We start from the raw sequence: 12,200 nt of genomic DNA on the forward strand, positions 1-12,200 counted from the left end.
TGCCGACGAGTTGCGTGATGACCCTCGAATTCCTCCTGGTGGCGATCCCCGCCGTGCTGCTCACCGGCGTCTCCAAGGGCGGCTTCGGCGGCGCCCTGGGCGGTATCGCCGTGCCGCTGATGGCCCTGGCCATGCCGCCGACCCAGGCCGCCGCGCTGATGCTGCCGATCCTCTGCATGGCCGATTTCACCGGCCTGCGGCGCTTCTACGGCAAGTGGGACCTGCGCAACCTGAAGATCATGCTGCCCGGCGCGCTGCTCGGCGTGGCGGCGGGCGCGCTGAGCTTCGGCCTGCTCAGCGAGCGCTTCATCGCCCTGCTGATCGGCGGCATCGCCATCGCCTTCGTGCTGCTCAACACCCTGGTGGCCCGCGCCGCCGCCCAGCCGAAACCGGCGGCGGTGGGCAAGGGCGTGGTGCTCTCGGGCATCGCCGGCTTCACCAGCTTCGTCGCCCACGCCGGCGGCCCGCCGGTGATGATGTACCTGCTGCCGCAGCAACTGGAGAAGGTGCGCTACATCGCCACGGTGAACTGCTTCTTCCTGCTGACCAATGCCATCAAGCTGGTGCCCTACGCGCTGCTCGGCCAGTTCACCTGGAGCAACCTGGGGACCAGCCTGCTGCTGGCGCCCATCGTAGTGCTGGGGGTGTGGCTGGGGATCTGGTTGCAGGACAAGGTCAACCATGTGTGGTTCTACCGCATTGCGCGGCTGGGGTTGCTGGCGACCGGGGTGCAGTTGGTTTGGGAGAATTGTCGGGGATAGGGCGCAGGGCTTTTCGTAGGAGCGAGCTTGCTCGCGAACAATGGCGTCAGGTTTGACTTCGGAGCTGGGGTGGAGTCCGCAACCCTCTCCCCAGCCCTCTCCCTGAAGGGAGAGGGGGCTAGTTCGTGCCGAGAGAAGGCCTGGTTTCAACCGGCAATCTCCGTACTAGCCGGCTAACGCCGAAACACCAACGCACACCGAACGGTCCCCTCTCCCTTCAGGGAGAGGGTTAGGGAGAGGGCGCTCTTCAACGCAAACACCATGGACCCAAGGAGCGTAGGGCGAATAACGCTCCGCGTTATCCGCCGCCTGACCGTGGTCGAGCGCCCGCTGGTTGTAGAACGGGGCTCCGCTTTGGTGGCCGATGAGGCGTCCAGCAGAACCTCGCGGCCGGGCAGGGGGCCAGGTGTATCGGCGTATAACCGTGAACGGTTATACGCCCTACGCTCAATCCAAGCTGCGGAAGTGGGCTTGCATCCGCTGCGCATCAGCCGGCCGGCCGCTGAACAGCTCAAAAGCCTTCACCGCCTGGAACACCGCCATGGTGCCGCCGTCCAGCGTGCGGCAGCCGAGGCTGCGGGCGTGGCGCAGCAGTTCGGTTTCCAGCGGGAAGTAGATGATCTCCGCCACCCACTGCTCGGCGCGCAGCAGCTCCACCGGCAGCGGCGTGCCGGGCAGCTTGGCCATGCCCACCGGGGTGGTGTTGACCAGGCCGTCGGCCACCGCCATGGCGGCCGGCAGGTCGGTGCAGAGCAGCGCCCGGCCATGGCCGAAATGCTGGTTGAGGTTGTTCACCAGGGCCTCGGCGCGGGCCGGGTCCACTTCGTAGACGCTCAGTTGCTCCACGCCTTCGCTGAGCAGCGCGTGGGCCACCGCCGCGCCCGCGCCGCCGGCGCCCAGTTGCACCACGCGGTTGCGCTTCACGTCGGCCAGGCCGCGGCGGAAGCCTTCGGCGAAGCCCAGGCAGTCGGTGTTGTGGCCGACGCGCTTGCCGTCCTTCAGCACCACGGTGTTCACCGCGCCTATGCCGCGCGCTTCCTCGGAGAGTTCGTCCAGCAGCGGGATGATCGCCTGCTTGCACGGGAAGGTGATGTTCAGCCCGGTGAAGCCCAGGCGCTGGGCGCCGTCGAGCAGTTCGGGCAGGGCGTCGAGGTTCAGCTTCAGCTGGTCCAGGTCGATCAGCCGGTACAGGTAGCGCAGGCCCTGGGCGTCGCCTTCGTGCTCGTGCAGGGCGGGGGTGCGCGAGGCCTGGATGCCGGCGCCGATCAGGCCGGCGAGGATGGAAGTCTTCTGGCTCATGGCATCAGCCCCGCAGCAGGTGGGCGAAGTGGTCGAGGGCCAGGCGGTAGCCGTTGCTGCCGAAGCCGGCCAGCACGCCCACGGCGATGCCCGAGACGAAGGAGTGGTGACGGAACTCCTCGCGCTTGTGCACGTTGGACAGGTGCACCTCGATCACCGGCAGCTCCACCGCCGCCAGGGCGTCGCGGATGGCCACCGAGGTGTGCGTCCAGGCCGCCGGGTTGATCACGATGCCGGCGCAACGGCCGCGCGCTTCGTGGATCCAGTCGATCAACTGGCCCTCGTGGTTGGTCTGCTTGAACGCCACCTGCAGGCCCAGTTCGTCGGCGCGCGCCTGGCAGAGGGCTTCGACGTCGGCCAGCGTCTCATGGCCGTAGGTGGCCGGTTCGCGGGTGCCGAGCAGGTTCAGGTTGGGGCCGTTGAGGATCAGGATCGGGAGGGGCATGCGGGTGTCTCTTGTAGGTCTTGTCGCCGCTGGAGTGCGGTCATCAGAAAATGTACTAAATGGTTACTTTCGTCAATTGGCTCGCCGGACTCTGGGAGAAAGCGCTGCAAGCCAGGCGTGGCAAGGCCCGGCGCGGTTTCTGGCCGGGCCGGGTGGAAGGAGGGAAACGCGGAAGTGTGCGATCAGCGGACGGTCAGTCCCACTTCGGGGCGAATTCCGGGCTGACCAGGCGGACGTTCTTCGGCAGGGCGGCGATCTGCGCGCGGTCCTCGTCGTCCAGGCGCAGGTCGAGGGCGGCGAGGTTGGAGCGCTGGTTGGCCAGGCTGGCGGCCTTGGGAATGGCGGCCACGCCGTCCTGCTCCAGCAGCCAGGCCAGGGCCACCTGGCTAGGCAGCACGCCGTGGCGCCGGGCGATGGCCTGGATCGCCGGTTCCTCCAGCATGCGCCCGCGGCCCAGCGGGGTGTAGGCGGTGAGGGCCATGTCGTGGGCGCGGGCGTAGTCCAGCAGCGGTTGCTGGTTCAGCATCAGGTGGTATTCGACCTGGACGGCCGCCAGGGGTGCGCCCAGGGTTTCCATGGTCTCGCGCAGCAGCGCCAGGGGGAAGTTGGCCACGCCGATGGCGCGTGCCTTGCCGCTGTCGCGGGCGGCCACCAGGGCCTCGACGCTGCGCTTGAGGTCGTCGCCGACCAGGCTGCCGTTCTGGCCCGGCCAGTGGATCATGAACAGGTCCAGATAGTCGCTGCGCAGCGCGCGCAGGCTGTCGTCCAGGGACTGGGCGAGGTCGGCCGGGGCCAGGCGATCCCACCAGACCTTGCTGGTGACGTGGACGTCTTCGCGGGGCACCGGGCCGTCGGCCAGCGCCTGGCCCACGGCGTCCTCGTTGTGGTAGCCGGCGGCGGTGTCGATGTGCCGGTAGCCCAGCTCCAGGGCCTGGCGCACGGCGGCGCTGCACTCGGCGCCGGTCAGCGGCCAGGTGCCCAGGCCGAGCTTGGGCATGTTCAGGCCGTGGCGGTTGCGGATGCGTGCTTGCATGGGGTGGCTCCTGCTTGGGGTTCGTAGTCGTGGGCGCCGGCGGCGTGGCGGCCGGCGACGTAGCCGAAGGTCAGCGCCGGGCCGAGGTTGATGCCGCCGGAGGGGTAGTGGCCGCCGAACACGCTGGCCATGTCGGTGCCGGCGGCGTACAGGCCGGGGATCGGCTGGCCGTCGGCGCCGAGCACGCGGGCCTGGCCGTCGCTCTTCAGCCCGGCGAAGGTGCCGAAGCAGCCCGGCTGCACTTTGACCGCATAGAACGGGCCGTGCTCGATGGGCGCGACGCACGGGTTGGGGCCGGGGTTGGCCGCATCGCCCTGCTTGCGGTTGAAGGCGGTGCTGCCGCGGCCGAAGGCCGGGTCCTCGCCGTTGCGGGCGTGGCGGTTGAAGTCGGCGACGGTCCGCGCCAGGCCCTGCGGGTCGATGCCGCAGAGCTGCGCCAGTTGCTCGATGCTGGCGCCGCGCTTGAGGTAGCCGCTGCGCAGGTGCGCGCCGATGGGCAGCGGTGCCGGGCGCACGTAGCCCAGGCCGTAGCGGCGCAGGAAGCGGTGGTCGCAGACCAGCCAGGAGCAGGGCTCCTGGTCCTCGGGCAGGGCGGCGAGCATCGCGCTGACGTAGTCGTAATAGCCGTGGGCCTCGTTGACGAAGCGCTCGCCGTTGGCCAGCACGCCGATGATGCCGGGCTTGCCGCGCTCGATGATGTGCGGGAAGTGGCCGACGCTGCCGTCGCGGTGCGCCACCTTCGACACCGGGGCCCAGGCCACGGGCGAGCGCAGGTTCGTCTCGACGCTGCCGCCGGCGGCTTCGCCCAGGCGCAGGCCATCGCCGGAGCAGGACTCCGGCGGCAGGGCGAGATTGTCGTGGCCGCTGGCGTCGCGGGGGAACAGCTGGCGGCGGCGCTCGGGGTCGTTGGGGAAGCCGCCGGCTGCGAGGACCACGGCCTTGGCGCGGATTTCCAGTTCGCCGCGCGGCGTCTTCACCACGGCACCGCGCACGGTGCCATCCTCCAGCAGCAGGCGCTGCGCCGGGCAGGACTCCATCAGGCGCACGCCCAGGTCTTGCGCCGACTTGGCCAGGCGCGCCACCAGCGCCACGCCGTTGACCAGGTGCATGGCGCGGCCGTAGCGAGCGAGGTGGTAGAAGTGGGTTAGTACGCGCTTGGCCACGTGGACGAACGCGCGTGGCGAGCGGGTCATGTTGAGGAAGGCGGCCAGGTCGGCGCCGGCCATGATCGGCATGCCGAGGAAGGAGGTTTCGCGCATGGTCCTGCGCAGGCGCGGCAGCAGGTCGCCGACCTCGCGGGCATCGTAGGGCGCGGCTATCACCTGATGGCCGCCGCTGGCGGCGCCGGGGGTGTCGCCATGCATGTCGGGGATGCCGTTGCCGTCGGCGAACTGCAGGCAGGTGTGCTGCTCGAAGAAGGCCACCATGTGCGGCGCGGCTTCGAGGAAGGCGTCCACCCGTGCGGCGTCGTAGTAGTCGCCCAGCTCGTTGCGCAGGTAGGTGCGCGGCTGCTCGATGTCCTCCTCGATGCCGGCACGGCGCGCCAGCGGGTTGCGCGGCACCCAGGCCCAGCCGCCGGACCAGGCGGTGGCGCCGCCGAACACCGCTTCCTTCTCCACCAGGATGACCTTCTGGCCGTGCCAGGCGGCAGTGACGGCAGCGGCCAGGCCGGCGGCGCCGGAGCCGACCACCAGCAGGTCGCAGTCGGTGGGCGGCAGGTTCGGGGCAGGGGACATGGGCAGGGGACTCCGCGGGATTGTTTTTGGAACTTGGTTCCATAATCTTGTTTGGGGCGGAGAGAAGGCAAGCTGCCGGGCACAACTACTGGTCGATAATCGGTCGGAGGGTGGACGTAGGATGGGTTGAGCGAAGCGATACCCATCATTCATCGGGGCGCTGGGCTGATCATTTCCATGCAAGGCTTGGTGGTGGGCTGGGCCTCGCCCCTCTCCCTAACCCTCTCCCTGAAGGGAGAGGGGACCGTTCGGTGTGCTCGGGTATTTTGGAGTTAGCCGGATATTACGGCGTCCGGCTGAAGCCATGCTTTCAGCCGGCACGGACAAGCCCCCTCTCCCTTCAGGGAGAGGGCTGGGGAGAGGGGTACGGACGCCAACCCAGCTCCAGAGTCAAACCTGACGCCATTGTTCGCGAGCAAGCTCGCTCCTACAGATATTTCCGGTCCTCCCTGAAAATTGGGAAAGCTCACGCACAAGCCTGCGATACTTCGCCTTGTTGCGCCTGAGTGGGGCTCGCTAGGGTTCGTCCGTCACGGCGATTGTCGTGACCGGGTGTGGAAACCCGGACCAACTATGCAGGCGCGGTAGCGCCATAGCTGTTCAGCTGGCGCTTTTTTGTGCCCGCTGTACGTCGTTCTATGGCGGGCCGTGCAAGGCGGGCTTCGGCCCGGCCGGGTCCTGCATAGCCGGTATTTCCACCCTTGCACGGCCTGCCACCCCAACTGTGGAAAGTTTGGGTGGTGGCTTCCGAACCTATCTATGCAGGAGTGATGGATATGCACCGCCCAGCTTTTACCCGCGCGCACCACCCGACTGAAAAACTCTTCACCACCCACATCCCCGCCGCTGACGGCCAGCCGGCGCTGGAGCTGTTCTGGCTGCAGGACTGCCAGGCCGCCATCGATGCCGGGCAGCGACGCGCCGAGCGCTGGTTGATGGAAAAGGAGCCGGCCAGCCTCTGGGCGGTCCTGCTGGTTGGCCGCGAAGGGCAGGTTCCGGAGGGGCAACGCACGGCGTACGAGGTAGCTTTCCTGGCGCGCTTGCAGCAGCGTTTGTTGGCGCAGGAGGCGGCCAGCTAGCGGCGTGGGTGTCGATGGGTTTCGCAGGCTCAACCCATCCTACGGGTGCCAGGTGTGTGCGACGTAGGATGGGTTGAGCGCAGCGATACCCATCGGCGGGTATCGCAGGGGGCTCAGATATGCAACGCGTGCCCCAGGGCGCGCAGGGCGGTTTCCTGTACCGCTTCGCCGAGGGTCGGGTGGGCGTGGATGGTGCCGGCTATATCTTCCAGGCGTGCGCCCATTTCGATGGACTGGACGAAGGCCGTGGAGAGTTCCGACACCGCCTTGCCCACCGCCTGCCAGCCGAGGATGAGGTGGTTGTCGGCGCGGGCCACCACGCGGACGAAGCCGTCGTGGGCTTCCAGGGTCATGGCGCGGCCGTTGGCGGCGAAGGGGAAGTTCGCTGTCAGCACTTCATGCCCGCTGGCGCGGGCCTGGTCCGGGGTGAGGCCGACCACCACCACTTCCGGGTCGGTGAAGCACACCGCCGGGATGGCCGCGGGGGTGAAGGCGCGGCGTTTGCCGGCGATGAGTTCGGCGACCATCTCGCCCTGGGCCATGGCGCGGTGCGCCAGCATAGGTTCGCCGGCGATGTCGCCGATGGCCCAGACGTTGCGCATCGAGGTACGGCACTGCTCGTCGATCTTCACCGCGCGGCCGTCCAGGTCCAGGTGCAGGCTCTCCAGGTTCCAGCCTTCGGTGTTGGGTCGGCGGCCGACGGCGACCAGCACCTGGTCGGTCTCGATCACCCGTTGCTGGCCCTGGCCGTCGCGCAGGCGCAGGCCCTTGCCGTCGGGCTCCAGGCCGACCACGCTGTGGCCCAGGTAGAGTTCCACGCCGAGCTTGCGCAGGGCCGCCGTCACCGGCTTGGTCAGTTCTTCGTCGTAGCTCGGCAGGATGTGCGGCTGGGCTTCCACCACAGTTACTTCCACCCCCAGCTTGCGGTAGGCGGTGCCCAGTTCCAGGCCGATGTAGCCGCCGCCGATCACCGCCAGGCGCTTGGGCAGGGCCTTGGGCGCCAGGGCTTCGGTGGAGGAGATGACCTTGCCGCCCACTGGCAGGAAGGGCAGTTCCACCGAGCGCGAACCGGCCGCCAGCAGCAGGTGCTCGGTGTGGATGCGCTGGGTGCCGCCGTCGGCCAGGGCGACTTCGACGGTCTTGCCGTCGACGACCTGCGCCCAGCCGTGCACCACGCCCACGCCGTGCTTTTTCAGCAGCGCGGCGACGCCGGTGGTCAGGCGGTCGACGATGCCGTCCTTCCATTCCACGGTGCGCTGGATGTCGATGCTCGGCGCCTGCACGCTGATGCCCAGTGCGGACTTGCCGGCGTACTCGCGGGCCTTGAGGTATTCCTCGGCGGCGTGGATCAGCGCCTTGGAGGGGATGCAGCCGATGTTCAGGCAGGTGCCGCCCAGGGCCGCGCCTTCCACCAGCAGGGTGCGGATGCCCAGCTGCCCGGCGCGGATGGCGGCGACGTAGCCGCCGGGGCCGCCGCCGATGATCAGCAGGGTGGTTTCCAGTGTCTGGTTCTGCTTCACGGCGGTCACTCCAGGAACAGGGTGGCGGGGTGTTCGAGCAGGGCGCGCACGGCCTGGATGAAGGCCGCCGCGTCCATGCCGTCGACCACCCGGTGATCGAAGGACGAGGACAGGTTCATCATCTTGCGCACCACGATCTGGCCGTTGAGCACCATGGGCCGCTCGACCATGCGGTTGACGCCGACGATGGCCACTTCCGGGTGGTTGATCACCGGCGTGCTGACGATGCCGCCCAGTGCACCCAGGCTGCTGAGGGTGATGGTCGAGCCGGAGAGTTCCTCGCGGCTGGCCTTGCCGTGGCGCGCGGCCTCGGCCAGGCGCGCCACTTCCGCGGCGTTGCCCCACAGGTCGCGGGATTCGGCGTTGCGCAGCACCGGCACCATCAGGCCGCTGTCGCTCTGGGTGGCCACGCCCAGGTGCACCGCGCCGTAGCGGGTGATGACTTCGGCTTCGTCGTCATAGCGGGCGTTGAGCTGCGGGAACTCGCGCAGGGCCACCACCATCGCGCGGGCGATGAAGGGCAGCAGGGTGAGCTTGCCGCGGCTGGCGCCGTACTTGGCGTTGAGGTGCTGGCGCAGGTCCTCCAGGTCGGTGACGTCGATTTCCTCGACGTAGCTGAAGTGCGGGATGCGCCGCTTGGCCTCGGCCATCTTCTGGGCGATCTTGCGGCGCAGGCCGATGACCTGGATCTGCTGCTCGTCGTGGCGCGCGGCGTAGCCGGAGGCGACCACCGCGCCGCCGTGGGCCAGGTACTGGTCGAGGTCGTCGTGGAGGATGCGCCCGGCGGGGCCGGAGCCCTGCACGAATTGCAGTTCCACGCCCAGGTCGCGGGCGCGCTGGCGCACCGCCGGGGAGGCCAGCGGCTTCTCGCCGGGGGCGCGGCGCGGGGCCGGCGCGGCGGCTGCCGGGCGCGGCGCGGGGGCCGGTTTCGCTTCGGCGCGCGGGGCTTCCCTGAGCGGCTGGGCTTTCGCTTCGGCTTCCGCGGCGGGCGCGCTTTCATGGGGCCTGGCCGCGGCTTCGCGGTGGTTGCCGGCGCCTTCCACTTCCAGGCGCACCAGTTCGCCGCCCACGGCCATCACCTGGCCGGGCTCGCCGCCCAGGGCGAGAATCCTGCCGGAGACCGGCGAGGGGATTTCCACGGTGGCCTTGTCGGTCATCACTTCGGCCAGCACCTGGTCCTCATGGACCTCGTCGCCGACCTTGATGTGCCATTCCACCAGTTCCACTTCGGCGATGCCTTCCCCGATGTCCGGCATCTTGATCACGTGAATGCCCATTCAGACCTCCATGGCACGCTTGAAGGCGGCGCCGACGCGGGCCGGGCCGGGGAAGTAGTCCCATTCCTGGGCGTGCGGGTAGGGGGTGTCCCAGCCGGTCACGCGGGCGATGGGGGCTTCCAGGTGGTGGAAGCAGTTTTCCTGCACCAGCGACATCAGTTCGGCGCCGTAGCCGCAGGTGCGGGTGGCCTCGTGGACGATGACGCAGCGGCCGGTCTTCTTCACCGATTCGACTATGGTGTCCAGGTCCAGCGGCCAGAGGCTGCGCAGGTCGATGATCTCGGCGTCGATGCCGGTTTCCTCGGCGGCGGTCTGCGCCACGTAGACGGTGGTGCCGTAGGTGAGCACGGTCAGCTCGCTGCCCGGGCGGGCGATGGCCGCCTTGTCCAGCGGCACCCGGTAGTAGCCTTCGGGCACCTGGCTCTGCGGGTGCTTGGACCAGGGCGTCACCGGGCGATCGTGGTGGCCGTCGAAGGGGCCGTTGTACAGGCGCTTGGGCTCGAGGAAGATCACCGGGTCGTCGTTCTCGATGCAGGCGATCAGCAGGCCCTTGGCGTCGTAGGGGTTGGACGGCATCACCGTGCGCAGGCCGCAGACCTGGGTGAACATCGCCTCCGGGCTCTGGCTGTGCGTCTGTCCGCCGTAGATGCCGCCGCCGCAGGGCATGCGCACCACCATGGGCACGACGAAGTCGCCCACCGAGCGGTAGCGGATGCGCGCCGCCTCGGACACCAACTGGTCGGTGGCCGGGTAGACGTAGTCGGCGAACTGGATTTCCACCACCGGGCGCAGGCCGTAGGCGCACATGCCCACCGCGGCGCCGACGATGCCGCTCTCGGAGATGGGCGCGTCGAACACCCGCGAGGTGCCGTACTTCTTCTGCAGGCCTTCGGTGCAGCGGAACACGCCGCCGAAGTAGCCCACGTCCTGGCCGAACACCACCACGTCGTCGTCGCGTTCGAGCATCACGTCCATCGCCGAGCGCAGCGCCTGGATCATGCTCATGCTGGTGAGCGCCTGGGCGTTCTCGTGTTGCGGATTCATGGCGTTCATACCCCGAGCTCCTGGCGCTGCCGGCGCAGGTGTTCCGGCAGGTCCTTGTAGACGTCGTCGAACAGGCTGGCGGCGCTGAAGACGTGGCCGTCCACCAGCGAGCCGTGGCGTTCGGCCTCTTTCTGCGCGGCCATCACTTCGGCTTCCAGTTCCTTGTGCAGCGCCTCGTGCTGTTCCTCGCTCCAGATGCCCAGGGCCAGCAGGTGCTGCTTCAGGCGGGCGATGGGGTCGCCGAGGGGGAAGCTGGTCCAGTCGTCGGCCGGGCGGTACTTGGACGGATCGTCCGAGGTGGAGTGCGGGCCGGCGCGGTAGGTGACCCACTCGATAAGGCTCGGCCCATGGCCACGGCGGGCGCGCTCGGCGGCCCACTGCGAGGCGGCGTACACGGCGAGGAAGTCGTTGCCGTCCACCCGCAGCGAGGCGATGCCGCAACCTACGCCGCGGTTGGCGAAGGTGGTGCCTTCACCGCCGGCGATGGCCTGGAAGGTGGAGATCGCCCACTGGTTATTGACCACGTTGAGGATCACCGGGGCGCGGTAGACGTGGGCGAAGGTCAGGGCGGTGTGGAAGTCCGACTCGGCGGTGGCGCCGTCGCCGATCCAGGCCGAGGCGATCTTGGTATCGCCCTTGATCGCCGAGGCCATGCCCCAGCCAACCGCCTGGATGAACTGGGTGGCGAGGTTGCCGGAGATGGAGAAGAAGCCCTTCTCGCGGCTGGAGTACATGATCGGCAGCTGGCGGCCCTTGAGCGGGTCCTGCTCGTTGGAGAGCAACTGGCAGATCATGTCCTTGAGCGGGTAGTCGCGGGTGATCAGGATGCCCTGCTGGCGATAGGTGGGGAAGCACATGTCGCCGTCGCGCAGGGCCATGGTGTGGGCGGTGGCGATGGCTTCCTCGCCCAGGCACTGCATGTAGAAGGACATTTTCTTCTGACGCTGCGCGGTGAGCATGCGGGCGTCGAAGATGCGCGTCTTGAGCATCAGGCGCAGGCCGCGCAGCAGCTGTTCGTGGCTGAGCTGCGGGTCCCAGGGGCCGAGGGCGTTGCCCTGGTCGTCGAGCACGCGCACGAGGCTGTAGGCGAGGTCGGCGGTCTGCGCCGGCTCGACGTCGACGTCGGGCTTGCGCACTTCCCCGGCGGGGGACAGGTGCAGGTAGGAGAAGTCGGTCTTGCAGCCCGGGCGCCCGGTGGGTTCGGGGACGTGCAGGCGGAGGGGAGCGTAGTCGGTCATGGTGGGTCTCCAGTTGTGATCGGGGGTGGGGATCAGCAGACGGAAGACGCCGGACCGGGCGGGTGCGACTGGCCTGGTTGGGCGACGGTGCGGGTGCCGCGCGCGGTAGCGCGGCGGGTGCTGACATCACTCATGGTGAGGTCCTCGTTCGTTGTTCTTGTGATTTCAGTATAGGTGTGACCGGCTGGTTTTTTGCTCCAATTTGACTAGCTTTGGACAGAAGATTTAGTGTATTTGAACTACAAAAACCCTCTTCCGTAGAAGTGAGCGCCATGGCCGACATCGACCGCACCGACCTCAAGATCCTCCGCGCCCTGGCCGACGACGGCCGCCTGAGCTGGCGCGACCTGGCGCAGAAGATCGGCCTGTCGCTGACGCCGACGCTGCGCCGGGTGCGGCGCCTGGAGGAAGAGCGGTACATCCAGGGCTATTTCGCCCAGCTCGACGAGGAGCGCCTGTCCGGGGCCATGAGCGTGTTCGTTTCGGTCACCCTGGAAAAACAGACCGGCGACTACCTGGCGCGGTTCGAGGAAAGCATCGTCCAGGCGCCGCAGGTGATGAGCTGCTTCCAGATGACCGGCGACGCGGACTACATGCTGCGCGTGGTGGTCAAGGACCTGGCGGCCTACCAGGCCTTCCTCACCACCACCCTGACGCAGATTCCCGGGGTGGCCGGGATCAAGTCGGCGTTCGCCTTGAAGTCGGTGCTCAAGCGCTCGGCGCCGCCGATTTGAGGATGTAGGAGCGAGCTTGCTCGCGAATGCCCGC

Annotated in this window: 11 protein-coding genes; 3 read left to right on the forward strand and 8 right to left on the reverse strand. The window is 68.5% G+C overall.

Features of this window, described 5'->3' with window-relative positions; genetic code table 11:
* Window positions 1-17 precede the first annotated feature (17 nt).
* Entirely contained in the window at window positions 18-761 is a 744-nt protein-coding gene (locus BM060_RS18535) for a sulfite exporter TauE/SafE family protein (RefSeq protein ID WP_074981741.1), read from the forward strand.
* Window positions 762-1,208: 447 nt separating this feature from the next.
* On the opposite strand, the gene BM060_RS18540 is transcribed toward BM060_RS18535, so the two are convergent.
* The 4 genes from BM060_RS18540 to BM060_RS18555 form a co-directional block, all read right to left on the reverse strand.
* Window positions 1,209-2,060: a shikimate dehydrogenase gene (locus BM060_RS18540; RefSeq protein WP_074981743.1), complete on the reverse strand. Its 852-nt coding sequence runs from the start codon at window positions 2,058-2,060 to the stop codon at window positions 1,209-1,211.
* Between the two features lie 4 nt (window positions 2,061-2,064).
* Window positions 2,065-2,505, reverse strand: coding sequence for a type II 3-dehydroquinate dehydratase (gene aroQ / locus BM060_RS18545; protein WP_009622845.1), 441 nt, complete (start codon window positions 2,503-2,505; stop codon window positions 2,065-2,067).
* Window positions 2,506-2,698: 193 nt separating this feature from the next.
* Window positions 2,699-3,538 (reverse strand): aldo/keto reductase, encoded by an 840-nt coding sequence (locus BM060_RS18550; protein ID WP_074981744.1) that lies wholly within the window; start codon window positions 3,536-3,538, stop codon window positions 2,699-2,701.
* Window positions 3,505-5,274: an FAD-dependent oxidoreductase gene (locus BM060_RS18555; RefSeq protein ID WP_074981746.1), complete on the reverse strand. Its 1,770-nt coding sequence runs from the start codon at window positions 5,272-5,274 to the stop codon at window positions 3,505-3,507. Before BM060_RS18555 ends, BM060_RS18550 begins: the two co-directional genes overlap by 34 nt.
* 770 nt (window positions 5,275-6,044) lie before the next feature.
* Here BM060_RS18555 and BM060_RS18560 point away from each other — a divergent pair.
* Window positions 6,045-6,353 (forward strand): LasR-specific antiactivator QslA, encoded by a 309-nt coding sequence (locus BM060_RS18560; RefSeq protein ID WP_169720929.1) that lies wholly within the window; start codon window positions 6,045-6,047, stop codon window positions 6,351-6,353.
* A 113-nt stretch (window positions 6,354-6,466) separates the two neighbouring features.
* Here the strand turns inward: BM060_RS18560 and lpdA are convergent, their stop codons facing one another.
* From lpdA to BM060_RS18580, 4 genes are read right to left on the reverse strand one after another with little or no spacing between them, the layout of a single operon-like run.
* The gene (gene lpdA, locus BM060_RS18565; protein ID WP_074981749.1) at window positions 6,467-7,873 is read right to left on the reverse strand and encodes a dihydrolipoyl dehydrogenase; all 1,407 of its coding nucleotides are present in this window, start codon (window positions 7,871-7,873) and stop codon (window positions 6,467-6,469) included.
* A 5-nt stretch (window positions 7,874-7,878) separates the two neighbouring features.
* Window positions 7,879-9,150, reverse strand: a complete 1,272-nt coding sequence (locus BM060_RS18570) for a dihydrolipoamide acetyltransferase family protein (RefSeq protein WP_074981751.1) — start codon at window positions 9,148-9,150, stop codon at window positions 7,879-7,881.
* Window positions 9,151-10,203, reverse strand: coding sequence for an alpha-ketoacid dehydrogenase subunit beta (locus tag BM060_RS18575; protein WP_009622837.1), 1,053 nt, complete (start codon window positions 10,201-10,203; stop codon window positions 9,151-9,153). It abuts the gene before it with no gap.
* On the reverse strand, window positions 10,200-11,432 hold the full coding sequence (locus tag BM060_RS18580; protein ID WP_074981755.1) for a 3-methyl-2-oxobutanoate dehydrogenase (2-methylpropanoyl-transferring) subunit alpha: 1,233 nt from the start codon (window positions 11,430-11,432) through the stop codon (window positions 10,200-10,202). Before BM060_RS18580 ends, BM060_RS18575 begins: the two co-directional genes overlap by 4 nt.
* Before the next feature lie 272 nt (window positions 11,433-11,704).
* Between BM060_RS18580 and BM060_RS18585 the strand changes: the two genes are divergently transcribed.
* Window positions 11,705-12,166 (forward strand): Lrp/AsnC family transcriptional regulator, encoded by a 462-nt coding sequence (locus BM060_RS18585; RefSeq protein ID WP_074981758.1) that lies wholly within the window; start codon window positions 11,705-11,707, stop codon window positions 12,164-12,166.
* The last annotated feature ends 34 nt before the right edge of the window (window positions 12,167-12,200 follow it).

The sequence above is a fragment of the Pseudomonas citronellolis genome (assembly GCF_900112375.1).
Lineage (GTDB): Bacteria > Pseudomonadota > Gammaproteobacteria > Pseudomonadales > Pseudomonadaceae > Pseudomonas > Pseudomonas citronellolis.

Excerpts from the sequence above, each read along its gene's own strand:
- BM060_RS18535 (WP_074981741.1), top strand. The coding sequence starts at position 18 with ATGACCCTCGAATTCCTCCTGGTGGCGATCCCCGCCGTGCTGCTCACC.
- BM060_RS18540 (WP_074981743.1), bottom strand. The coding sequence starts at position 2,060 with ATGAGCCAGAAGACTTCCATCCTCGCCGGCCTGATCGGCGCCGGCATC.
- aroQ (WP_009622845.1), bottom strand. The coding sequence starts at position 2,505 with ATGCCCCTCCCGATCCTGATCCTCAACGGCCCCAACCTGAACCTGCTC.
- BM060_RS18550 (WP_074981744.1), bottom strand. The coding sequence starts at position 3,538 with ATGCAAGCACGCATCCGCAACCGCCACGGCCTGAACATGCCCAAGCTC.
- BM060_RS18555 (WP_074981746.1), bottom strand. The coding sequence starts at position 5,274 with ATGTCCCCTGCCCCGAACCTGCCGCCCACCGACTGCGACCTGCTGGTG.
- BM060_RS18560 (WP_169720929.1), top strand. The coding sequence starts at position 6,045 with ATGGATATGCACCGCCCAGCTTTTACCCGCGCGCACCACCCGACTGAA.
- BM060_RS18570 (WP_074981751.1), bottom strand. The coding sequence starts at position 9,150 with ATGGGCATTCACGTGATCAAGATGCCGGACATCGGGGAAGGCATCGCC.
- BM060_RS18575 (WP_009622837.1), bottom strand. The coding sequence starts at position 10,203 with ATGAACGCCATGAATCCGCAACACGAGAACGCCCAGGCGCTCACCAGC.
- BM060_RS18580 (WP_074981755.1), bottom strand. The coding sequence starts at position 11,432 with ATGACCGACTACGCTCCCCTCCGCCTGCACGTCCCCGAACCCACCGGG.
- BM060_RS18585 (WP_074981758.1), top strand. The coding sequence starts at position 11,705 with ATGGCCGACATCGACCGCACCGACCTCAAGATCCTCCGCGCCCTGGCC.